The organism is Rhodococcus sp. MSC1_016 (assembly GCF_023667485.2).
Taxonomy (GTDB): Bacteria; Actinomycetota; Actinomycetes; order Mycobacteriales; family Mycobacteriaceae; genus Rhodococcus_F; species Rhodococcus_F oxybenzonivorans.
The window spans coordinates 286,577-309,612 of sequence record NZ_JAMOZI020000001.1 but is presented as its reverse complement, the minus strand read 5'-3'; the positions used below and the strand labels follow the sequence as shown (position 1 = coordinate 309,612).

Sequence of the window (23,036 nt, the reverse complement as noted above, 5' to 3'; positions counted from 1 at the left end):
CCGGCAATGTGATCCGAGCAGAAAAGTGCTGGTCAACTCGATTTGGTTATCGCGAGCCGCGCCAGAATCGCGCTGCATCGCTGCGGATTGTGAGGCGAATCACAAGCGGTAAGGGAACTTTCGCACCCGCTGCGTCCTGTCTACTCGCGAGTAGGAGTCTAAATACCCTTGACTCCAGGCTTATTGGAGGATTCTTGGACGATCGCCCAAGAATGCGAAAACAGATACCCGCCGACGGAGCGCGGCACATGTAGCCGGGATTGAGCTTAGTCCGCCCTTCCTTTGCGCACGCGGACAATGGAACACAGCAGCGCTTGCAGACGATGAACGGGATGCGGCTGCCAATCCGGCGTCTATGTTTGTGTTTTCGCGTCTCAGATAGTTCACCGCCGCGTTCAGCGTTCGAAACCGATCCCTGTTCACGTTCTGCGACCGTGAACAGGTTCTCATTCTGTTTACGATCGACGAAGAACAGCCGCGGCAGATTGGACCGTGCGGATTGGCCCCCGTGGGTTACCGTCGGCGTCGCTCGGGGCTAGTGGAGTCGACAGGACGACGGCGGAGGGCCAGCGCGTACGACGGCTTCGCCGTCCAGTCAGAGTTTCCACAGGATATGCACAGGCGCGAAGTCTTTGACGAGCGTCCAAGCGCGGGCATACTCGAAGGGTGTGGTGGTGGATTTTAGGGGCTGCGGTGGTGCTGTGGGTGGTTTTGTCGGTACCGCTCGCGATTGTGCTCGGCCGAGCGGCCCGGCTAAAGGATGTGCGGGAGCAGCCGGCCCCGCTGAAGGATGATCACCGACACGATCCGCCAGACCAGACGGTGGCATGAGGCCACGTGCTTCTCACGAGCCAGGCCGGTCAAGCTGGGAACACCCGTCGTTGGGCTTCTAAGCCCCTTCGTGACGGGCGAGCGGGCCGTCACGAAGGGGCTGGTCGATGCGCGCTCGCGCGCGAGCGGTGAGCTCCCAGATGCGGCTGGTCTCCTGGACGCCGACACAGGGAACGCCGGCCTCCTGCGCACGTTGCATCATCGCGGAATCCTTCGCAGACCCGACACCATCCATGACGTCGACCGTCGCGATTACACAGAGGACGTCACCGTTGAGTTCCCGTATCGGTTTCAAACCGCGGGCCGTAACCCACTGCCGTAGCTTCGCCCACTGGGTAACTTCGAGATAACTTGTCGGGTTACCGACAAACAGAACAAAACGGGATCGTCGAGCCCGTGCCACCTCTATCCGGGAAACAGTAGTCATGGTGAGGTTCCTTTCGACGAGCAAGTTCCACGGCGCAGCAGAGGGCTGGGTATGCCGCCAACATATACGTCGTCGTTGACGGCGTGCGTTAACCGGAATCAAGCCCCATGCTGGAGTGCTCGGCTTGTCGTCGAATCAACCGACGACCACCATGCCACTCGATCGTCTCGGGGCAACTCACGCTCATCCTTCAGTCGCGCCGCCGAACCGAACAGAACGGCAAGCGGTATCGCGCCGAGTCCCCATATCACGACTATTCCTATGACCCACCACATGCCGTCCAGTATGCCGATAAACATACGTCCGGTCTGTTTATTTGCCAAAACGAGACTTACTACCTAGTTAGGTCTCATTTTGTTACAAACCTCGAATAGTGGCTGCCATACGCGAACTGACGGAGCCGAACGAAAGGCAATCTCCGCAGGCCGGTGGCACGATCAACTTCGTGACCGAAAATCGTCCTGACAGAACTGCTCCGAAGCGGACCCGACTACAGAGGGTACGGATCGCGTGGCGGAAGAACCTCGACTCCAGCGAGCAGTCCGCCGTCGTGGCTTGGACCGCGTTCACTCTGACCTTCGGTGGGGTACGTGCGTTGACCCATTGGATCAAGGACGGGCATGGGCCCAGCAGCGGCGGGATGACACTCGGTGGCCGCCATTTTCACCATTACAATCTCGGGATCTGCGCACTGGCGGGCGTGGGGGCCGTCGCGGTACGCGGCTCCGAGAAGCAGCGGCGGCATCCGACCGTCCCCCTGTCGTACGGCGCCGGACTCGCGCTCATTGTCGACGAACTGGCGTTGCTACTCGACCTGGAAGACGTGTACTGGGCCAAGGAGGGACGTACCAGTGTCGACGCGGCAGTGATCATCATCGGTCTTGGCGGGCTGATGACAGCAGGACTGGAGTTCTGGCCCGCCGCCCAGCGCGCGATGGCAAGGCCCTAACCCGTGTGTCACCACAAGACCTGAACTGGGGCCCACTCTGTGAGCCCCAGTTCAGAAAGATGCTGCCTTATGCGCCGCTGGATCCAGCTTCTGACCCGAAGGTGAGGAACTGCGCGAGGAAGGTGACCAGTTCCGTGAGGCTGCCGAAAGCTGAAGACATGTTTGCTCCTGTCGAGGCGTTTAGGGGGAGAACCTTCGATTTGCACCCTGCCGGGCACTCGTTCTTTCTACACGACCAGCCGAACATCGCAACCGCAACAGCTATGTGGCGCAGTGCAACACGTTACAGCCGACTCGGCGCTGCAGATCGTCCCGTCCCCTAATCGGCTCTACTCACGTGCCGATGAACGGAGAAACTACCGGAAAGAAGACCGGATCTGGATGCTGCGGCCCGCGAGCCGGTTCAGGCGGCGGACAGCGGGGCGCGATTTGAACCTGCAGTATGTTATTACGCTCCACAAAGTATTCATCCGTTTGACCGAGTCGGGCTCCACTTGCTTTCAGCGAACAGCCGACGGGATGGCCGCGGTCCACCCGAGGAGTTACAGATCGATTCGTCGGTCAGGCGCACGACCATATGAGCGAGCCGGTGGTTACGGTAAGCGCCTAACGCGAATTCGGCCGAAATCAGTTCTTCTCAGTTGTCAACAAGCTGCACCGAGCGAGCCGCCGGACGCCGCAATCCCGATATTCGGCGCCTCGGCGCAGAACTCGCTATGCAGTCGGCACGATTCGATGCCCGCCGATTATTTACCCATACCCATTCACCGATCAGCTCTCCCCAGTGGATCAATGGGCTGCACCCGTCAATTGCCGGGTGCATGCGCCACCGACTAAGCCTCGACGAACTGCACCGGCAAGATGATCGACGCCGATAGCTGCGGCCGGAATGATCGCATAGCGTCCAGCCAGTAATCCTACGATGGCGTGCCGTTGTCACGGAGGTCGAATGTCGCGCGAATGTCCAACTTGTGCAGGCATCAAGGGGGTGGTTGCTTCGATGTGGCCGGCGCTCCGATCGGACCCCTCGATACGACGGGTGCGCTCGGTAACAATCTCGTACAATGTAATTCAGTTGTCCAGACGGGACGAAAGAACTAAGCCTGCCGAAGCTGGGGCATTCGTCGTGTGGGGCACCGGATGTGCTCATGGGCGAGGGGCGTCTGATCGCTCGATAGGCGAACGCACCAGAGGGTACGGCATGATGTAGCGCATGCGAACATTCGCCTTCACTGCGGGAGCCGCCGCAATCGTTGCCGTGGTGCTTGTAACCACCGCAAATCGCGTCTTCTACGATATGGACACGGCACGATTCATCCTCAACTTCGGCGTTGCCGCGGCTGCAACCTGCTGTGGTCTGCTCTACCTGGGCACGATGTTGCTGACCGCAGCACAGCACTCGGTATTCCTGGACGATCGAACGGAATACCGACCATGACCTGGCAGGCGGATCGAGCCCCCGCGCACCTGCGTGACAGCTCATGGCGGTTCTACGCAGTCTCCGGGCTGGTCACACTGGGCGCGAGCGCTTCCGCCTTCAAGATGCTCACACCCGATGGGATTAATTACCCGCTCGCGCTGATCTACCTATTCGCGGTGGTCGTTTTCGCCAACCTTAGGTTCGAGGTCGTCATGTCGACCATCGTCCTCGCATCAATGTGGACCGGTTTCATGCTGCCCGTCGCCGGGATCAACACCCGCATCGACACTCTGCTCATGCCAGCAGCGGTGCTCTCGGCGGTGCTGAACGGCCGCATCACGGAAGTCAAACGGGTATTCCGTGAACCGGTCGTTCTACTCCTCCTAGCGTTCATCGCCCTCAACGCGATCAGCAGCATCATATTCGCCAACGTTCCGGCTGAGAGTCTCCGCATTGTCATTTGGTATCTATCGAATTTCACGGTCCTTGTGCTCGCCCTCGCCTGCTGGGGTAGAAGTCGAGAGAAGCTGTATCGACTTCTATTCATCGGTGCCACCGTCAACGTGTTCGCTGGGCTCGTCGGATGGTTCGTCATCTCGGCCGGCGGCACTTGGGGCGGCTACACAGACGGCATCTACGGTGCCCGTGCTAGTGGCATAGCATTCGAGGCGAACATCCTCGCGGGCATTTGCGCGATCTGGCTACTCATCGCCATCACGTCGACAACCAAGTTGCATTGGGTTGTGTGGGTGACGATCCTTGTCGGATCGGGCGTGACTATTATGACGAACACGCGTGCAGCCGTGATTGCTGTCGTGGTCGGGGCGCTGATTTTCTTCACGTTCCGTGGCCGCAAGGTTGGGCGAGTGCTGCCCGTGTTGCTCGCCGTGGCGACCGGAGCATGGGCGGTGCGGCTTTTCGACCCGGAGACGTACGAGCAGATCGTCGGAAAGCTCTCGAATTTTCGCTTCGACAATGACACCGCCGTGTACCGCTACGACGTGTGGGACATCGCTTCAAGTGAACCGCAGGGGTGGAGCATCCTTCTCGGGATGGGCACGAACTCGTACGGACAGCGGCACCTTGACCCAACCGACCTAACGCACCAGAAAGCGGCGTACATCGGCAACCTGCCGTTGCAAACCTATTACGACGTGGGCATTGTCGGGGTAGTGATCCTCGCGGTTGCAGTGTTCCTGGTGTGGCGGCGAGGCAGCAGCCACTCGCGGCAGCGACGCCTCGCCATCCTGACCGGGTTCCTGATCATCTCGACCGCGTGCAGCCCGTTCTTCTTCGCGTACTTCTGGCTAATGATCGCCCTTAGTCTCGCCAAGGATTCCGCGTCAAATGACGGTCCGGTGGCCGCCGTCGTCGACGACCCGAGCAGCGCTGCCAACCGTGATCGTGGTGACCGCGGTCGTGGTGTTCATGTTGTCGGCGCCCAGACGTGGCAAGTGTGACGCTGCTGAGCCCTTGTTCTCGATTAGGTGCTAGATGCAAACGATGAACACTAAGGCTGGGAGTGTCAATACCGTTGCCGATGCGCCCGTGAACATCAGCATGGATTGCGCTGCGGTCGAGAGTCAGCGTTGTTGCGGCCATGATTTTCACTTGGGGTAGCCGCAGGACTGTTGGGCCACCATGGCCCCGGCGCGAGGTCGGCCGTCTGGGCATGGAGTTCGTTCACCGCCGCCTTCTGCGCGGTGCGGGCGCTGACGCACTGGATCAAGGACGGCCATGGCCCCAGTAGTCGCAGCATGACACTCGGCGGGCACCATTTCATCACTACAACATCGGCATGGCACCTTAGGGATGATCGGTGCCATTGCCGTCCGTGGTTCCGACAAGCAGCGACACCACCCCGCCGTGGCGCTCTCGTTTGGCGCGGCTGTGGCGTTCATCGTCGACGAACTGGCGCTCCTACTCGACCTGGAAGACGCCTACTGGGCGAAGGAGGGGCGAAAGAGGGGCGGACGAGCGTCGACGCCGCGGTGACCCTGATCGGGCTCGGTGGGCTGATGACCGCCGGATTCGAATTCTGACCCGCCGCCCAGCGGGCCCTTCAACCACGCGATTCGCACGCGCAATAGTGCGCCGCTGCGCTCTCAGCTTTCCCCAATAGGCATCGCATACTCGAGCGGTGTGGTGGATTATCGGCGCAGTAGCGGCGTGGATCGTCTTGTCGATTCCGATCGCGATACTGATCGGCAAGGCGGCGGCGCAGAAGGACGTGCGCGAACGCCCCACGCCGGCGTCCGATGACGGCCGCGAGACCGAACCACCCGACGGCAAGGTCGCCTGACGAACGTCCCTGCCGACCGGGTGGTCCGCGGTTAGGCTGACGAGCAGCAACCGCGTTCCCGGCTGGAAGGCAGAGACGATGCATGTAACTCCGCTCGCCTGGGGCCTGACGATCGTCGTGATCGTCGCTCTGCTCGCGTTCGACTACTTCTTCCACGTCCGCCACGCCCACGTTCCGACGCTCCGGGAAGCGGCGATCTGGTCGTCGATCTACGTGGGCCTCGCGCTTCTTTTCGGCGTGGTCGTCCTGATCTTCGGTGGCACCACCATGGGGTCGGAGTACTTCGCCGGTTATGTGACGGAGAAGGCGCTCTCCGTCGACAACCTCTTCGTCTTCCTCATCATCATGTCCAGCTTCCGGGTGCCACGAGAAGACCAGCAGAAGGTGCTGCTGTTCGGCATCGTGTTCTCGATCTTCGCGCGCACCGCGTTCATCTTCCTCGGCGCCGCGCTGATCAACTCGTTCGCCTGGGTCTTCTACTTCTTCGGCCTCATCCTGCTGATCACCGCCGGCAACATGCTTCGCCCCGAGTCCGAGGAGTCCCACTCGGCCGACAACTTCATCATTCGGATCGCGAAGAAGTTCATGCACACCACCGAGCACTACGACGGCGACAAGCTGTTCACCATCGAGAACGGCAAGCGGGCCATGACGCCGATGCTGTTGGTGATGGTCGCCATCGGTGGCACCGACATCTTGTTCGCCCTCGACTCCATTCCGGCGATCTTCGGCCTCACCCAGAACGTCTATATCGTCTTCACGGCCACCGTGTTCTCCCTCATGGGCCTTCGGCAGCTGTACTTCCTGCTCGATGGGCTGCTGGACCGTCTCATCTACCTCTCGTTCGGGCTGGCGGCGATCCTCGGCTTCATCGGCGTCAAGCTGATCCTGCACGCGTTGCATGAGAACAACCTGCCGTTCGTCAACGACGGCGAGCCCGTCGACGTGGTGGAAGTGAGCACCACGGTGTCACTCGGTGTGATCATCGGGGTCCTGGTAATTACCGTCATCGCCTCTCTGTCGAGTCAGAAGGGCAGGGCCCAGTCGGCGATCGCCGGCGCCCGCCGCCATGCAACGAACTATGTCGATCTCGACTACACGGCTGATGCCGAAGAGCGCGAACGGATCTACAGCAAGCTGGTCAAGGAGGAGCAGCAGCTCAAGAGCCTCGACCCCAAGTTCAAGAAGATGGTGCGCGAGGAGACCGCCCTAATGGATCTCATCAAGCGCGCCCATGCCGATCACGACGCATTCCTGAATCGGTGAAAAGGACATTGCTGCTATCGCCGTCACACGCAGACCTCGTCCGTCGTGGAATGCAAGCCTCGGTGAGCATTACCTCGCGCGCGCGACCGGAAACTACGCCCACGAGTCACATTTATCCAGGCCGTCGAGGGTGAGCGACGTAACGTGGGTTTATGACCGCTGGGCGAAGTAGGAGCACCCGCGGGTGGTAGTAAGAGCATTTCGGGTGCTACGTCCGCCCCGCGTGCTCCTGATTCCACATCAACGCGACCTCGGATCGTGAACCCGGCCTTAATCCGCGCCTTTCATCAGGTAAGGCGGATGTGACGAAGTCACATTCGTTCAAGTGTGACAAGTACGTCATGCTCCACGCCCGACGGGCATTTGTTATCGCTGAGTTCGGCACCAATCAAACCACGAGCGCACCCCCGTCGAACCATCCCACGGCGAGGACATGAGTCTCAAAGAACAGAGGAGCGGCGCCTGTGGTCACCAGACAGTGGTCAATTAAGTTGAACGTGTTGACCAATCGAAGCCGCCTGCTGACCGTTTCCAGCCCATGTCAATCCACCCGGCAGATTCGACTTCGCATGCGTATATAACGACACGTAACCACGGAAAAGATTGTCTCCACGGTTATCGCGAGGACGACTCTTCACAACTACGGGCCCCATCGATATGGACGCCACCATACGACCAAGGCATATCTCAGTTAATCAAGCTTCAAAATCTGACGCAACCGGAATTGGTCGGTGCGCGGCCCTCATAATCCGGCATTCCTCAACCATTCTGCGAGCGCGGGAGCAATCAGATGCCCGTACTCAGGAGTGATGTGCGCGGAGTCTGATTTCATAGGCGTGTTTCCAACGAAGCTGGGACAATAATTATCGGGCGTACAGAAAAGCTGTCGCGTGTCGATATAGACCGCATTCAGTGAGGCAGCTAAGGCTTCCTCGGCTGCGGATCGCTCGAACCAGCTGCTCGTGACACGGCTGATGCAGTCGGTAGGCCTGCTGAGGCGCGTGTAACAGTCAGCGATGTTGACGTCCGCCGGCGGGGCGCTGAGAAGCACGATTTTCCCAACGTTCTCTGCGAACTGGTCGGTGAGACGTCGAATACCGGCAGACCATTCTTCAGGCGGGAATCCACCATAGATATTCGAGATCACAACCACATCGGGACGTATCTCATTCACAGTGCGAATCGCGTCACGTTTGCGGTCGGGGCACGCAGCAGATACTGCGGCGTCCTTTAGAGGGACTGTAATGTCAACGAATGAGCACCCAGCCGTAGCTCCGCTCTGAACCTTCCATTGTCCTTCACTACTCTCTGCGAATTTCTTCAGCGGACCCATATACGACATAGCAATGGAGTCTCCGAGAACCATCATTTCTCTCGGTGCAGCCGGGTCACCCCACGTGCACGTCGGAATAGTACTGGTGGAGACACTCCCACACGCGATGGCCTCCGGAATTGCCTTCAATCCCGCTATCGCATCGTCCATGGATGGTTGCAGTTCAGGCCACTCGACCATGCCAACCGCTGCATCAATCTGCTGCGCAAGAGCTGTACCCGCGGGTCCTAACGATATGGCGCCTGCCGCTTCATTCTCCGCGTGAAACGGCGAGGAAAGTTTTCGATCCGGTACGGCAGCTACTTCGACAGGTCGCACGGCATATATCGAAAGTCCAATAGTCACCAGAATGAGTGCGGCAATCCCGGCGTGCTGGGCCGGGCCCGTCCGGGTGACAACGGGGAATGCGATCCGCTTCCCGAACCTCTTTTTCTTCATCGGCTTTTGGAGGCCGCTCGGGACTAGCCAGTTCGAGCGACGGATTGGATTCTCAATGAGATGATAGGAAGCGATAGAGAACCCGAACGTCAAAGCGAGTGCGGTGGCATAAAAGTAGATGTCTTCTTCCATCAGCGCGCCCAGGACAACGATGATCGGCCAGTGAACTAGATACAGGGAATATGAGATGTCACCTATGTAGACGCTGACACGGTTGGTGATGGGTTGCAGGAATCGATGATCGCCGTTCACGCCAGCGCTAATTATCAGAGCTGCACCCATAACCGGGAGAGCGGCTGCAGGGGCAGGGAACCCGCTTGATTCGGATGTCCCAAAGGCGCCGACGCCGATGGCGAGAATACCGGCCCACGCGAAGTAAGGGCGTGCTCGGTCCGGCATCCGATTGAGCGACTTGAGACAGATCGCGAGAAGGGAACCAACTCCAAGTTCCCACACGCGGGTAAACGTCGAGAAATATGCCCACGTCGGTTGAGTGGCCGATTGCATGAGTGCCACGGTGAATGAAATTGCAATGATGGCACACATCACAGACGCGGTGATTATGCCCCGCGCTCGGTTAGCCAACGATTTTCGGGTGACTAACAAACCGACTAGTAGAATTATTATAGGCCAAACGACATAAAACTGTTCCTCGACAGATAATGACCAGTAGTGCTGAAATGGAGAGACTGGTCGATCAGAGTTGAAATAATCCGCGCCCTCAAGGCCGAAGCGCCAGTTCGCAATAAACGCGAACGCCCATCCGCCATCGACAACTGCGGACTTAAACCGCGCGGCCGAAAAGACTGGATAGGCGATAATAAGCGTACCCACTAGAACCATTGTGGCTGCCGGAAAGATTCGCCGCAAACGGTTTCGGTAGAAATCGGAGAAGGAGATGCGACCCGTTTGATCAAGGGTCTTGAGTAGCTGCCCCGTAATCAGAAATCCGGAAATCACGAAAAATACATCGACCCCGATGAATCCACCACGCGGCCACCCGAAGAGGTGATCGAGCAGGACAAGCATGACTGCCAGCATGCGCAAGCCTTGGATGTCGAGTCGCTGCTTGGACCTTGGTTTCGTCTTCACACGCCGTTTCACGATCGGGTGTAACACAGCAGAGCCCGAAACGGTAACCATGAAGCCCCCCTCAGTTTCCCGCCCCCACTTCCGAGGGATGGTTAGCAATATAGACGGCGATGACACTGCTCACCTGTTCAACTCCAGGTGGCGATCGAGTACGGCAAGGTGGCAATCGAGTACGGCAAGGTGGCGTCCGGCCCCGAGCGCTGAGCATGAACGGAACTTCTCTTCGCTGCACCAATGTCTGAGTTCGGTGGTTGGTACTGCAAAAACTGTAGGAGTGCGCCCTTCCTTGCTCAGCTCCGATTAATCCGACGTGTCCGTTAATGCGGCGTTGGCCGGATCAGCGAGATGTAGTCCGGACGTCCGTTTTTGTGACTGCAGAAGTAGATCTTGCTCATCAAGCTAACAACGGAGGAACAACGACTGATGCAATCCCGAAGTGCGCGAACACCAAGCGGGAGGAGGACGTCTCGGTAGACGTTTCAACCGCGCCCGCGCGGACCCACGACGCGTTCCTCAACCGTAAAGCGCAGGCGTACCGGCCACGGCGACCGTCGTCGCCGCCGTGCTCTGGATATTCGGCACCGGCCAACTCGAAGGTCGGATTCTCTGGTGGTGACCCCGTCGCACGGACTGACCATGTCAGACCTGCTCTCAGCCGCCGCCCTGGCGATCGCGGCGTGTGGATTCCTCGAGGCAGGACCACGAGGGCCGCAGCGCGGCGCGCGAAGCCTCCTCCGCCGGCGGCTCTGAGAAGCCCCCACACAGGCGGCAGCGCCCGCCGTTAGTGGGCGGGCGCTGCCTCCGAGTTTCCTTTCGTACGTAGTCGACCAGTTACTTCATGCGGTCTCCGCGGTCTTCGCGCATCCCCATCGCTGTGACACCGAGGCCGAGCAGGCACACGATGGCGCCACCGATCACGTTCGACCAGATCATGCCTGTGGTCGTGCTGACGTCGGCCACCAGCCACGGGCTGACGATCATCCACAGACCCAGCAACGGCGCGACGAAGGTCATCCCGTGGGTGCGGCCGTACGCCGATGTGAATCCCACCGCGAGCAGGGCAACAGCGATGCCCGCGATCAGGTTGCACATCGCCAGCCCCATCTGATCGCCGAAGCCTACGATCCACGGTGACGCCGCCACATACAGCGCCGCGATGAACATCAGACCCTCGGCCACCTGCGTGACCGGCCTTTCCGCGACTCTGTCGTAGCGATCGCGCAATGCAGCAATGTCGGGGTGTCTCTCGATCGACATTCCGGATGTCGTCGACATGACTCATTCACCTCCAAGAACGAAACGGTTCCCCACCGTGGGAGTGCCCGCGCCGAAACCTTCCAAAACCGCTGTGAACAGGAAATACACCCGGTTTCACGCACCCTCCCGCGGCGTCCCGTTCGAAAGCGACATACGAGCTCGCACCCGGGCCGTGGTGTGCCAGATCGTGGTGGTGTCGTGGACGCTGATGCAGGGCACAGCGTTGTCCCGAGCCTGCCGCACGACGAGCGACTCCGCGGACGAACATCGGCCGTCGAGCACGTCCTCGGTCACGATCACGCAGAGCACGTCGTCGCCGAAAGACCGGATGGGTTCGAGTCCCTGAAGAACGACCCACTGCCGGACCATCGCCCACTGCGACACGTCCGAACGTCGAGTGGGGCTACCGACGAACAGCACGCGCCGCGACCGACGGCACCGCGCCGCCCGGATATCGGAAATGGGTGCCATGACGGGTGTTCCTGTCCACGAGGGTGAGTGATCCGCTGCGCGCTAGCGCATGGCACAACTCTCCCGCCGTTGCCGGCTGGCGTCTGTCCACCGATCGGGCGCCATTCGGGTGGAACTCTTCGTCCCCCGATCGACCGACGATCGAACGGGCAGAGTCCGCACTGGTACTGCCGGGGCGACCTGGGACGCACCGGAAACCAGTCAGGGCCGTCCTGGCCAGGGCTGCTGCCGTCGGGATGCCCGAGTAACCGACTGCTGAGAACGCCAGTTCAAGCAGGATCCAATGGCGAAATCCTCCGAGTCCCCCGGTCCAACAGCAGCGTTGACGAAGACCAGGTTCGCCACTCAAAATTCCTTACCCCAGGTCCAGGCGCCGGCTTCAAGGACGATTCGCTGGCACAGGACAACAACAGTGTGAATGGTCTGGAGTGACTAGGTTTCGGGCAAAGCGGACACGCGGATGTGGTGAACTGGATGTATCCGGGCCCCCGAGCTGGAAGGTCGCGCCCATGCGCTGTCTAGCGGTTCACCGTTGCTTCGCCGCCGTGGCGGTGGGATCCGTGGCCATCTCGACCGTGGCGTTCGGCTCGTCCGCCGCAGCGGTCCCGCTCCCATCGGCGGTTCCGGTCGCATCGACCACGGCCTTTCAAATTCCGGTGACGTTCCGCTCGGGATGCGGGGTGGGATTTCGGTGTTACGTGCCCACGCTGGCGCTCATCACGCCGTCGGCGACGGCGGAGGCACCCGGGTCGGTGACTTTCACGACAGGGCCGCCATCGACGATCTCGATCACCACTATCGACTGCATTGACGTGACGGTGAACTGGCGAAACCTGACCACTGGGGACGCGGGCACGACCGAGATCCGACGTGTGCCGCGGGACTACAGCCGGGCCCAGACCCCGGACGAATGGTGCCGATATGTCCCTGCGACGGTGTCCACCGGTGGCGGCATCGTCACAGCGACCGCCGACGTCGTCGCCTCCGCCCAGCGTTCGGGTGATCACGTCCCAGTGAGCTCGGGGTTCGGCGTCTTCCAGGTCCCGTAGACCCCGCTCGAGGGGCTGGGCGAGGCACCGAGCAGGAAGGGCGGGTGGGCCAGGGAGCCGACACCTCTTGGAGTACCCGCTCCGGATCAGATCGATGGGTCGGCCTGCGCAACGACCGGCTGCGGCACGATCGGTGGCAGTTCGGTACAAGTTATCTCCCGTGCCTCACTCTCGGCCCCTCGCGACGATTTCCTCAGCGCGCTCAGAATGACCATTTTCCTGCAATCAGGGAACCGATTGCAGGAAGCCAGCGTGCTTTGATCGCGATCAGAATTAGCCCTCAATTAGCCCGGATGCACCGAGAACGAAAATCGAACGCGACGCCGACGGCCCCATGTTCATCGACAGGGAGATCAGCTGTCCGTCAGCAGGGACGAACGTGTCCACCTACAGGGAGGTTGGCATGTCCGCTAGCAGCACGGCCACGATGCAATCTGCGCGTAGACCGGCACAGTGAGTTGCGGGCTCGCGTGCAGACCCGTCGATCCCATCGATCGAACGGTGCGCCCGATGCTGTCACCGCTTCACCCGAACGCGTGCCGAGCGAGCCGGCACCGAGCCTCCTCGGCATCGAGGAGACTCGCCGCGAAAGCCCGGTGCGAGTACCGCACCCAGGCCGGGCGGTGTGGGCGGGGCGACCGGTGGGATACCGGGTTCGTCGATCTCGACGGGCATCCCGGGGTTGCTGGGGCAACCGACCCGCCGCACCGCCCGCCGTCGTCGGTTGGCTGCCCGAACGGCGGTCCCGAGTTCGCGACCCGATCGAGTTCGTAGCCGTATACTTCACACATTGCCGCACACCGACCACAGAGGTTGGGCGGATCCACGAAGACCTTTCGAGACCCGCCGCCCTCCGCTGGCACGGCGCACAGGTACCCCCACCGAAGAGGTTTTCGTGACTCGCCCACTGCACGGTCACCAACAGTGGCCACCCGGCGACGGGGCGCGGCCCGGGCCGGGGAGCCCATTGCCGCGCATGGTGAGGGTGGTCGGACTCGCTATGGTCGTCGGACTCGGACTCGCCGTGGTCGTCGTCTCGGTCGGCATCGTCGCGCTCGTTGTCTTCTCGACGCCAGGCGAGGTGAGGCCCGTCCTCGCCATCGGCGACTGCATCCGGATCCTGCAGATTTCCGGTAATACCGAGTCGGAAATCGAATCCGGCGAACGCGACTGCTCCGATGTGGAGGCGACCTTCGAAATCGTGAACAAGCTTCCCGGATCGGCGTATTGCGGTAAGGGGTACACCAACCAACCCCTCCAGGACTACACCAGCGAGTTCGATTCATACCATCTAGTCGGAACATTGTGTCTCATGCCGAATCTACGGGCGGATACCTGCTACGACATCGAACGCGAGGTTCGCTACTTTCCCGCGCCGTGCGGATCGTCGCCCACCGTGGTGAAAGTGGCGAGCCGCGCCGACGGCACAGCCGATCAGTCCGAATGTGTCGGGATCGACACCATCAAAGTGGCTGTCTACGACAAGGACCCGAAGAGAACCTACTGCCTCGTCGACGCGCACGGCTGATCGGCGCAGGCCCTGCCCTGCAGCTCGTGCCTGATTCGCGGCGCACAGGCCTCGACGGCTGGCCCGTAAGCCGGCGAGAAGACACCGCACCCTCCTCCGGCCCGAGGCTTCGTCTCGCCCCTGATCAACGATCGCTCTGCACAAATCCGGGCCATTCAGTTTCGCGCGCACCGCCAACGGGCTCGTCGCTGATCCGTCACACCACTTCACCATGTCCGGGGATCGGTCACCACGGTCCGCGGGACAGGGCGGACAGGTCTCGATCGGCGCCGCGAAGGTCTACCCCGGTTACCCCCGACGAAGGACGCCGGCGGGGTAGGGTCATCGGTGTAGTGGACGGCACACAGCCCGGGACCCGACTGCACTTCGACGTGCTCGGCCCGGTGCAGATGACGATCGACGGGATCGCCCCATCGCTGGGTGGGCCGAAGCAGCGTGCCGTCCTTGCCGCCCTGATCATCAACCGCAACTACCCGCTGTCCGCCGATGCCCTCGCCGACAGGGTGTGGAATCATCGGCCGCCACCCGAGGCCCGGGCGAGCCTGCAGGTGTTCATCTCGAATCTGCGCCGAATGATGCGCCATGCCGGGATCGATGCCCGGGCGGTGCTGGCCAGCGTGCCGCCGGGGTACCGGCTCATCGTGCCGGACCAGGGTTGTGATCTGGGACGATTCCTCGCCGGGAAGAGGGCCGGGATCCAGGCCGCCGCCGCGCGGCGATTCGAGGACGCCAGCGGGCACCTGGCCGCCGCGCTCGCCGAGTGGAAGGGCCCGGCACTCGCCGATCTCCGGGATCTGGAGTTCGCCGAGACGTTTGCCGCCGCGATCGAGGAGGAGAGGGTGTCAGCCCTCGCCGCCCGCGCGGAAGCCGAGATCGCGTTCGGACGCGCCGAGGCGGTGATTCCCGAGTTGGCGTCCCTCGCGTCCGTACACCCGCTTCGTGAGCCGGTGTGGGGTCAGCTGATCACTGCGCTGTACGTGTGTGGTCGACAGTCCGACGCCCTCGACGCGTGTCGCCGGCTGCGATCGAACCTGGCCGAGGAACTCGGCATCGATCCGGGCCGTGACCTGCTGGAACTGGAGGGCCGCATCCTGCGGCAGGAACTGTTGGCGGTGGTCGAGACCGCGCAGGCGACCGCCGCCCACACGGTCACCGTCCTCGAGACGCTCGAACGCGCCCTGGCCGCGCAGCTGCGTGATCGTCAGGGCCGTGCCTTTCGGATCGGATCGGCGGGAGTCCGAATCGGCCGGATGCCCGACAACGACATCGTGCTCGTTCAGAGCAAGGTCAGTCGCCACCACGCGATCATCGTGGACACCGGGATGAACTTCGTGTTGCGGGACCTGCGGTCCTCGAACGGGGTTTACGTGCGCGGCGACCGCGTCGTCGACAGCGTTTGGCTCACCGACGGCGACATCATTCGGATCGGCGACACCGAGCTCGAATTCCAGATCGTGGTCGAATAGCAGCGCCTCCCCATTCCAGACACGTGCACGTTTTGACACCGATCGGTGCCCCGCCTCGTCGGCATCGCTGGTGCGGACGCTGCGTGTGCCGGTCGCGGAAGCCGCCGTGGGGACGGCACCGACGGGCAACACCCCACCGAACCGGTTTCGCCCCGTGCGGCAACCCACTCACCCGGGGCGGGCGGTCGGCGGGATCAGACGGGGAGCGCGTAGGTGTACTGCGGGCAGTACACCGTCACGGCGTCGGCGATGATGAAGCCCGCCTCGTACGCCGAGTAGGAGGACTCACTCAGGAAATCCAGTCCGATGTCGTAGAAGTCGTAGCCGCTCTCGAAGTCCCCGCAGACCGCGTAGGCGGTCGCCACCGCGTAGTAGGCCGAGCTGTAGGGGATGCCCTCCTCGTCGAGGGCGGTGAGGTAAACCTCCTCCGGCGCAAGATGGCTGGTGGCGTTGGCGACGCCGACCCCACCCACGGTGGCGACGCCGAACACGGCGGTGACGGCGGCGACGCGAGCGGCGGACTTGACGGTCTTGGGAAACATGGCGGGTCCTTTTCTGGGAGTGCTTGGCAGGTACGAAAAGGATCTGGGATGTCGCTTGTCGAATTCTGAAGGAAAACTTGTGAGGTCTCCGCGAGCCCGACACGGGCCTGGCGCTGGTCACAGCGAGAGGACCGCCGCGTCGATGGGTTCGGGTTCGATGCCGCCTCCCGTCGGCACCGTGGGCTCGACGGGCCTCGGCGGATCCCGAGCCGATCCGATCCGCGTTGGATGTCCGCTCGCCCGGGTCGGAATCGGCGGCCGAAGCGGTCGTGGCGGCAGGTGGAACGCCGCGGGGCGGCGGAGGCATCCACCTCTGCCGCGACGGCCGAGGCGGATGGCGTGACCGACCGACTCTGCCGCCCCGTGAGTCTGCGGAGTCCTACACTCTGAGTGGCTCACAGACCGCGCAGCGGTCTGATCGAAGGCGGTGTTGCCGATGGGTGGTGCGGAACTCGAGCCGGGTGACGTGTTCGCCGGCTACACCATCCAACGCGTGCTGGGTATCGGCGGGATGGGCGCTGTGTACCTCGCTCGCGATCCTCACCTGCCCCGGAACACCGCCCTCAAACTGCTGGACCGGAGCCTGACCACCGACGATTATTTCCGCTCCCGCTTCGAGCTCGAAGCCGACCATGTGGCACGCCTGGAACACCCCAATATCGTGTCCGTCTTCGACCGCGGTCAGGAAGGAAATCAACACTGGATTGCTATGCAATACGTCGCCGGAACCGACGCCGCGGTGGCACTGAATGAGGGTCCGATGGACCTAACGCGCGCCGTCCACATTATTGCCGAAACCGCCAAAGCCCTGGACTACGCGCACGAGAACGACGTGCTTCACCGCGACGTCAAACCGGCGAACATTCTGTTGGGCACGTCGGGCGCCGAGCAACCCGAGCGGGTACTCCTCACCGATTTCGGCATCGCCAAGGCGCTCGACGAGACGCAGCACCTGACCAGAACCGGGTCGCTGGTGGCCACCCTGCAGTACTCGGCGCCCGAGGCTTTCCAGGGCATCCCACTCGACCCCCGCGCAGATGTGTATGCGTTGGGGTGCACGCTATTTTGCCTGCTCACCGGACGCCCCCCGTTTACCGGAAGCACGCAGGAAGTCATGCGCGGCCATCTCAATTCACTACCGCCGCGGATCAGCACTGTGCGCGGTGATCTTCCGTCTGCCATCGACGACATCGTCTCCGCAGCGTTGACGAAGCGGCGCGAAGACCGGCTGCCGACCTGCCGCGCACTCTCAGCAGGCGTTCAGCTTGCCCTGTCGAACGTGCAGTCCTCGCATACGGCCCAGTCCACCAGTTGGCGAACGCAGACGACAACGCACGGCACACCCACCGCCCAGACGGCTCGGCAGCCGATCTCACCACAACATTGGCGACCGCCGCCCCGGCAGACGCAGCAACCACCCCCACCGCAGACGGTCAGCGTGCCACAGCGGCGAAACCGGGTGTACGTTCTACTTTCGCTAGCCTGCCTCGCACTCTTGGCCGGCAGCGCCGCGGTGGCGTTCATCTACTGGGGAAACCGGGCACCGACGCAGACCACGCTGCCGTTCAACGGCCTCAACTCCCCGGTCGGCGTGGCCGTCAATACCGCGGGAGATCTCTTCGTCGCCGATGCCGACAACAATCGAATCCTCAAACTGGCCGCGAACTCCGACGCCCAGGACGTACTCCCGTTCACCGACCTCGACCACCCCTCGGGGGTCGCGACCAATGACGCCGGCGACGTCTTCGTGGCCGACACACGCAACAATCGGGTGCTGAAACTCGATGCCGGAGCCGAATCCCAGACGGTGCTCCCGTTCACCGACCTGGCCGGGCCCGCCGGGGTGGCGGTCAGCGAAGGCGGACACCTTTTCGTCGCCGACAACAACAACAACAGGATTGTCGCGCTACCCGCCGGCGCCGCGAGCCAACAAGAACTGCCGTTCACCGACCTTCACGGACCGGTCGGCGTGGCGGTCAACTCCAGGGAAGACGTATTCGTCACCGATACCGGCAACAATCGCGTGGTCTTCCTGTCCGCCGGCGCAACCGACCAGACCGTGCTGCCGTTCACAGCGCTGGCGTCCCCCACCGGTGTGGCGGTTGATGCCACCGGCGACCTGTCCGTCGCCGACTACCAAAACGGCCGCGTTGCCGAACTTCGAGCGGGTGCCGACACCCCGACTGTGGTGCCGTTCACCGGTCTGCGCCACCCGATCTGGGTCGCTGTCAGGGCCACCGGCGACCTCTTCGTCACCGACGGCAACACGGTCCTGCAACTGGCCCACGACAGTTGATGTTCTCCCTGCCAGCCGGTCCACGGTCAGCCACCACCGACGACTTCGAACGACCCGTACCAGTTTCCCCAGTCCTGGGACGTGACACCGTTGGCTGTCGAACCTTGGTACGAGCTGAGACCGGGAGAGATCTGGATGATCACCACACCACCGCTCTGCTGGGAGATGACCCCCGCATGCACACCGGCCGTGCACACGCTCGAGTCATCCGTGTAGAGGCCGGTGCCCCACACGCTGCCCAAGGTTCCTCCGGCCGGGCAGCCGAACGACGCTTGTCCTCCGTCCTCGCCGCGGAAAGCCTCGGCGGTCATACTCCAGTCGGCGGGTGGCAGCGCCTGCGTTGTCTGCGGCTGCGTTCGCCGGGGTGGCGCGACCGTGGTCCGTGGCGGCGGGGGTGGCGCGGCCGTCGTCCGGAGCGGTGGCGCCGCTGTCGTCCGCGGCGGGGGTGGCGCCGTCGTGGTCGGCGTCCTCGTCGGTTGCTGCGGTGTGCCGCTGCCGGCGTTGATTACCACGGGTGCCCCCGTCACGATGTTGATGACCGTGAACTCGGTAATGGGTGCGGGCGCGGGCTGCACGACGATGATCTTGTCGGGTTCGAAACCCGGCCATTGCTGCCCGGTGTAGGTCGGGGCTGCTTTGGTGGGTTGCGGCGGCAAAAGCGGATTCCCGCACTGGCACCGGACCCGCGGCACACCGCGGTCGTCGACGAGGACTGCCGTCCCGGCTTGCAGCACGGACTGCAACGGTGTCGGGCGGTCATTCTCGTACCCGTGATTCGTCACCCGGGTATCGGAACCGAGAATCACGGACGTGAGCGACTCGACATAGGCGCGGACGTCGGAAATACCCAACACCTCGCCGAACGCGGCCCGTTGCCCCGGATTCTGCTCGAGGAATCCGATCAGTTTCGGCTTGTCGCAGACCGACAACTCGAGGGAGCCACCGTAGATTCCGGTTCGGTCGCCCGGCACGGCGATCAATCCGGGCCGCCCCGGATCCGGCGCATCGGCAGCCACCGTCGGCATCGTCTCCGGAAGCGCGGTCGGCGCATCGGGGGGCGCTATCGGCGGCGTCCACGGAAACGGCCCTTCGGATGCCGCCGCCTCGAGCAACACCTCACCCTCATCCGCGTCGCCCCTCACGAACAACAGATAGCCGCCGACGAGCACTCCGATCAGCATGGCGGCAAGCAACCCGACCAGCAGAGGCCACCGGCCACCGCCCCGCGAACGACGAGGTGGAGGTTGCGGTGGACCCGGGGGCTGCCCACCGGCGGGCGGCCATTGCTGGGCGTGCGGTTGCCATTGCTGGGCGTGCGGTTGCCACTGTTGGCCCTGAGGTTGCCACTCGGGCCCGCGGGGTTGCCAGTGCGGGCTGCCTGGCGAACCCGGATCGTCGCTCATGGTGCACCGCCGTCGAACCAATGCCGCCGGATTTTCGCTAACGATACCCCCGAAAACCGGTCCCCACGACCCCCGGTGTCGATGGCACAGGTGGCTGCCCGGCTTGCGCAGAAGGGAAACGACAAACCCGGTCCATGGGTCCACGGTCCCGCTGACCGCGACTAATCCCCAATTCCTGCTCCAACGACGCTGGCGGGGTGACGCGCTCACCAGAGTCTCCGGCGAGGTACTCGACGCTGGATAACGCCTCCCGGCCACCCGACATTGCGGGGCGGACAGTCGGTCAGGCAAGCACATCGCGTTCGGTGAAGAAGGCGTCGGCGGGCGTATGGGTGACGACGCCGACCAGAATCCGGTGACGACGCCCGTCAGGTGACCGTGATCGATTGGGCGACGGCTCCACTGCTGTCGCACACCACAGTCACGGTCTGGTCGCCGGGAGGAGTACCGAAATACAGAGTGAGAGAGCCGGTGCCATCCACCACTCCGTCGAGGAAGAGTGCCTCGTTCGCGTCGGTGGTGGCTATGCATGTCTCGCCGGGCGCGGCGCCCGTAATGAATATGTCGGCACCGCCGGGACCGCCATAGATGTTGGCGTAGTAGCCCTGGGCGGGTCCGGGGGCGGGTGCTGGTGCTGGGGCTGGTCCCGGACCGGGGCCGGTGGGTGCGACCGTGACCCATTGGCCGTAGCCCCCGCTGCTGTCGCACGCCAGAGTCACCTGGTGGTCGCCGGGCTCAGCTGGAATAAAGATAGCCAGAAACCCCGCATCATCCACCACGTCACCAAAGGTGTAGCCGTTGTCGGTGACCAGGCAGTTCTCCCCGGGCGTACCGTCGGTTACATACACTTCAACCTCGCCGGCGCCCCCATAGACCTCAATAGTTGCGGCCGAGGCTATCCCGTGACCGAGCAGCACCAGGGGAACCGCAGCGCCGACACACATCGCGGCGCGCAGAACTGCGGGTTTCATGATCGAACCGGTGTTTCGGGGCGCCGGTGTGGCGGTGGCGACACAAGCGGCGGACTTGACGGACTTGAGGAACATGGCGGGCCCTTTTCGCGAGTTGTCTGTGGCAGGTACGAAAAGGATCTGGGATGCCGCTTGTCGGATTCTTAACGAAAACTGGTGATGGTCGCCCAGACCACGCAAGACACCGTGGGGTCCGATGCCGGCGGACACGCGACGTCGAAATCGTTGACTCCAAGTAATGATGCTCGGCGATCTCTTTACCGAGTCGCGCGATGACCGCCGCTGCGGGATCCGTTGTGGCATGGCGGTAATCCACACCTGCTATGCCCGGACCATATGTGAGAGCGGTGGCAATTCCGCCTCACGCATCGGCGAACTCCTGACCGTCGAACGAATACTGCAAGTTCTGAATAAGACACGTCTACCAGTCAAATCACACCGGGCAAGGGGTGCGCACCGCGCCGGGATCTGCGCGCACGTACTGCGAACTACTCGCCGATCGCATCGGCGAGCTGTGACGACTCTGACGCACCCTCCCCGCGGGCACGGCATGATTCATGCGTATCCGCGGGGAGGGGTGCGTCGTAAAGAGGCGCCTCGGCTACCGCACTAGGCTGGCGGGTCTTCACCCTCGACCGGCGGATCCTCGCCCTCCACCGGCGGGTCTTCACCCTCGACCGGCGGATCCTCGCCCTCCACCGGCGGATCCTCACCCTCGACCGGAGGCGGATCCTCACCTTCCGCGGGCGGCGGCACCACAGGCGGTACAACGACCGGTGGCGGCGGGATCACCGGCGCCGGCGGCGGTGCGACGACTGCGGGCGGTGGATTCACGGGCGCCGGCTGACCGGCGGCGGGGGCTTGCCCGCCACCGCCGCCCGACCCTGCGCCCGGCGCACCGCCGCCACCGTCGTTCGACCCGGGCGGCACGGCGGGCGGGGCCGACTCCGAGGTCTTCGTCGTCGAGGTGGCCGAGGTCGTCGTGGCCTTGGTGGTGGAACTGGAGGTTTCGGAGGTCGGTGTCGGTTCGGTGTCGGATCCGCACGCCGACAAGGTGAGGAGTGCGCAACTTGCGGCGGCTACCACCAAGCGTTTCAAGGACAGCTCCTTCGTTTGCACATCTATTTACCGGTCACGGCGGAACCTACAGTCCGAACGGTATGGTTTGTCCGGTTTCGGCCGAAATCGAGACCGACCCGATTCCGATCCACCGACACCCGCGCGCGCCTCGGCGAAACCACCGGCGACGGCGGTACCGTCGAGAAGGTGATGGGACTGCCTGATGCGATCTCGGCCTGTTTGTTCGATCTCGACGGTGTGCTCACCGGCACGGCGGTGCTACACCGCAAGGCTTGGAAACGCACGTTCGACGAGTTCTTGAAGCATCGCGAGGGCGCGAATTTTCGGCCGTTCACCGACCAGGACTACTACGACTATGTCGACGGCCGGCCCCGCGCCGACGGGGTGCGCACCTTCCTCGCCTCCCGCGCGATCACGCTGCCGGAGGGACTCCCCGACGATCCGGCGGGCGCGGAGACGGTGAACGGTGTCGGCAACACCAAGAACGTCCGCCTTCTGCGGGTGATCGACGAGGAGGGGGTGAGCCCGTACCCCGGTTCGGTGCGATACATCAAGTCCGCGTACGACGCCGGCTTGAAGATCGCGGTGGTCACGTCGTCGGCGAACGGAAAGCAAGTCCTCGACGCCGCCGACCTCAGCCGATATGTACACGTGCGCATCGACGGCGTGGTGATCCGCGATCAGGAACTCCGCGGCAAGCCTGCACCGGATTCCTTCCTCGCCGCGGCACGCGCCCTCAACGTCCATCCCGATCAGGCGGCCGTGTTCGAGGACGCCCTCTCCGGGGTGGAAGCGGGACGCGCCGGTGAGTTCGGATTCGTTGTCGGCGTGAACCGCAACGATCAAGCCGAAGCCCTCCGCGAGCACGGCGCCGACGTGGTGGTCAACGACCTGGCCGAACTGCTGGAAAGGTGA

General features: G+C 63.0%; 19 protein-coding genes. 11 read left to right on the top strand and 8 right to left on the bottom strand.

Translation table 11 applies throughout. The annotated features are described in order from the left end of the window. Positions 1 to 889: 889 nt before the first annotated feature. Positions 890 to 1,258, bottom strand: a complete 369-nt coding sequence (locus tag L1080_RS01415; protein ID WP_250776916.1) for a BRCT domain-containing protein — start codon at positions 1,256 to 1,258, stop codon at positions 890 to 892. Between the two features lie 445 nt (positions 1,259 to 1,703). Between L1080_RS01415 and L1080_RS01410 the strand changes: the two genes are divergently transcribed. The 6 genes from L1080_RS01410 (at position 1,704) to L1080_RS01385 (ending at position 7,195) form a co-directional block, all read left to right on the top strand. Beyond that, the gene (locus L1080_RS01410; RefSeq protein ID WP_250776915.1) at positions 1,704 to 2,207 is read left to right on the top strand and encodes a hypothetical protein; all 504 of its coding nucleotides are present in this window, start codon (positions 1,704 to 1,706) and stop codon (positions 2,205 to 2,207) included. 1,213 nt (positions 2,208 to 3,420) lie between these two features. Beyond that, positions 3,421 to 3,645, top strand: coding sequence for a hypothetical protein (locus L1080_RS01405; RefSeq protein WP_250776914.1), 225 nt, complete (start codon positions 3,421 to 3,423; stop codon positions 3,643 to 3,645). Next, the gene (locus tag L1080_RS01400) at positions 3,642 to 5,087 is read left to right on the top strand and encodes an O-antigen ligase family protein (protein ID WP_250776913.1); all 1,446 of its coding nucleotides are present in this window, start codon (positions 3,642 to 3,644) and stop codon (positions 5,085 to 5,087) included. Before L1080_RS01405 ends, L1080_RS01400 begins: the two co-directional genes overlap by 4 nt. Before the next feature lie 352 nt (positions 5,088 to 5,439). After that, the gene (locus L1080_RS01395; protein WP_308202211.1) at positions 5,440 to 5,622 is read left to right on the top strand and encodes a hypothetical protein; all 183 of its coding nucleotides are present in this window, start codon (positions 5,440 to 5,442) and stop codon (positions 5,620 to 5,622) included. Between the two features lie 145 nt (positions 5,623 to 5,767). Next, positions 5,768 to 5,929 carry a hypothetical protein gene (locus L1080_RS01390; RefSeq protein WP_250776912.1) on the top strand — a complete coding sequence of 54 codons (162 nt, stop codon included), beginning with the start codon at positions 5,768 to 5,770 and terminating at the stop codon, positions 5,927 to 5,929. 78 nt (positions 5,930 to 6,007) lie between these two features. Further along, positions 6,008 to 7,195 carry a TerC family protein gene (locus L1080_RS01385; protein WP_250776911.1) on the top strand — a complete coding sequence of 396 codons (1,188 nt, stop codon included), beginning with the start codon at positions 6,008 to 6,010 and terminating at the stop codon, positions 7,193 to 7,195. 742 nt (positions 7,196 to 7,937) lie between these two features. Here the strand turns inward: L1080_RS01385 and L1080_RS01380 are convergent. The 3 genes from L1080_RS01380 to L1080_RS01370 form a co-directional block, all read right to left on the bottom strand. Continuing rightward, on the bottom strand, positions 7,938 to 10,109 hold the full coding sequence (locus tag L1080_RS01380) for an acyltransferase family protein (protein ID WP_250776910.1): 2,172 nt from the start codon (positions 10,107 to 10,109) through the stop codon (positions 7,938 to 7,940). 780 nt (positions 10,110 to 10,889) lie between these two features. Then, positions 10,890 to 11,333, bottom strand: a complete 444-nt coding sequence (locus tag L1080_RS01375) for an SPW repeat protein (RefSeq protein ID WP_250776909.1) — start codon at positions 11,331 to 11,333, stop codon at positions 10,890 to 10,892. Positions 11,334 to 11,429: 96 nt separating this feature from the next. Further along, the gene (locus L1080_RS01370; protein WP_250776908.1) at positions 11,430 to 11,786 is read right to left on the bottom strand and encodes a hypothetical protein; all 357 of its coding nucleotides are present in this window, start codon (positions 11,784 to 11,786) and stop codon (positions 11,430 to 11,432) included. A gap of 560 nt (positions 11,787 to 12,346) precedes the next feature. Between L1080_RS01370 and L1080_RS01365 the strand changes: the two genes are divergently transcribed. The 3 genes from L1080_RS01365 (at position 12,347) to L1080_RS01355 (ending at position 15,829) form a co-directional block, all read left to right on the top strand. Next, positions 12,347 to 12,835 carry a hypothetical protein gene (locus tag L1080_RS01365; RefSeq protein ID WP_250776907.1) on the top strand — a complete coding sequence of 163 codons (489 nt, stop codon included), beginning with the start codon at positions 12,347 to 12,349 and terminating at the stop codon, positions 12,833 to 12,835. 895 nt (positions 12,836 to 13,730) lie between these two features. After that, on the top strand, positions 13,731 to 14,363 hold the full coding sequence (locus L1080_RS01360; RefSeq protein ID WP_250776906.1) for an LppU/SCO3897 family protein: 633 nt from the start codon (positions 13,731 to 13,733) through the stop codon (positions 14,361 to 14,363). A gap of 332 nt (positions 14,364 to 14,695) precedes the next feature. Continuing rightward, complete coding sequence (locus tag L1080_RS01355; RefSeq protein WP_308202210.1) at positions 14,696 to 15,829, top strand: BTAD domain-containing putative transcriptional regulator; 1,134 nt, start codon at positions 14,696 to 14,698, stop codon at positions 15,827 to 15,829. 194 nt (positions 15,830 to 16,023) lie between these two features. Here the strand turns inward: L1080_RS01355 and L1080_RS01350 are convergent, their stop codons facing one another. Beyond that, positions 16,024 to 16,371 (bottom strand): DUF732 domain-containing protein, encoded by a 348-nt coding sequence (locus L1080_RS01350; protein WP_250776905.1) that lies wholly within the window; start codon positions 16,369 to 16,371, stop codon positions 16,024 to 16,026. A gap of 436 nt (positions 16,372 to 16,807) precedes the next feature. On the opposite strand from L1080_RS01350, the gene L1080_RS01345 reads away from it, so the two are divergent. Continuing rightward, on the top strand, positions 16,808 to 18,667 hold the full coding sequence (locus tag L1080_RS01345; RefSeq protein ID WP_250776904.1) for a serine/threonine-protein kinase PknD: 1,860 nt from the start codon (positions 16,808 to 16,810) through the stop codon (positions 18,665 to 18,667). A 26-nt stretch (positions 18,668 to 18,693) separates the two neighbouring features. Here L1080_RS01345 and L1080_RS01340 read toward each other — a convergent pair whose 3' ends face one another. The 3 genes from L1080_RS01340 to L1080_RS01330 all read right to left on the bottom strand — a co-directional run bounded on the left by L1080_RS01340 (position 18,694) and on the right by L1080_RS01330 (position 22,139). Beyond that, positions 18,694 to 20,070, bottom strand: a complete 1,377-nt coding sequence (locus tag L1080_RS01340) for an LCCL domain-containing protein (RefSeq protein ID WP_250776903.1) — start codon at positions 20,068 to 20,070, stop codon at positions 18,694 to 18,696. Between the two features lie 368 nt (positions 20,071 to 20,438). Next, positions 20,439 to 21,116 carry a hypothetical protein gene (locus L1080_RS01335; RefSeq protein WP_250776902.1) on the bottom strand — a complete coding sequence of 226 codons (678 nt, stop codon included), beginning with the start codon at positions 21,114 to 21,116 and terminating at the stop codon, positions 20,439 to 20,441. A gap of 534 nt (positions 21,117 to 21,650) precedes the next feature. Further along, positions 21,651 to 22,139 (bottom strand): chromosome condensation regulator RCC1, encoded by a 489-nt coding sequence (locus L1080_RS01330; protein WP_459030167.1) that lies wholly within the window; start codon positions 22,137 to 22,139, stop codon positions 21,651 to 21,653. A 171-nt stretch (positions 22,140 to 22,310) separates the two neighbouring features. Here L1080_RS01330 and L1080_RS01325 point away from each other — a divergent pair, with 171 nt between their 5' ends. Then, a complete protein-coding gene (locus L1080_RS01325; RefSeq protein ID WP_250777744.1) occupies positions 22,311 to 23,036 on the top strand; it encodes an HAD family hydrolase in 726 nt (241 codons plus the stop codon).